Origin of the sequence: Bacillus sp. SIMBA_154 (assembly GCF_046536015.1) — a bacterium.
In the GTDB taxonomy this organism is placed as follows: Bacteria; Bacillota; Bacilli; order Bacillales; family Bacillaceae; genus Bacillus; species Bacillus pumilus_P.
On the sequence record NZ_JAWJBV010000365.1, the window covers coordinates 1 to 261 of the forward strand.

Annotated in this window: 1 rRNA gene; it reads left to right on the forward strand. The window is 40.2% G+C overall.

Annotated features, from left to right (window positions below):
- Positions 1-171: 171 nt before the first annotated feature.
- Positions 172-261, forward strand: a 5S ribosomal RNA gene (gene rrf, locus R0K30_RS22390); the annotation flags it as partial.

Below are 261 nucleotides of genomic sequence, written 5' to 3' on the forward strand. Positions count from 1 at the left end.
TGAGGTGGAAGCGTGGTGACACGTGGAGCTGACAGATACTAATAGATCGAGGACTTAACCTATATTCTAATGTGAAGTTTGAACGTTGTTATCTAGTTTTGAGAGAACATTTTTAAAATATCTCTTGATTTATTTTCAATACATAGTATAATATCTTTTGTCACTAAATTGTCTGGTGATGATGGCGAAGAGGTCACACCCGTTCCCATACCGAACACGGAAGTTAAGCTCTTCAGCGCCGATGGTAGTTGGGGGTTTCCC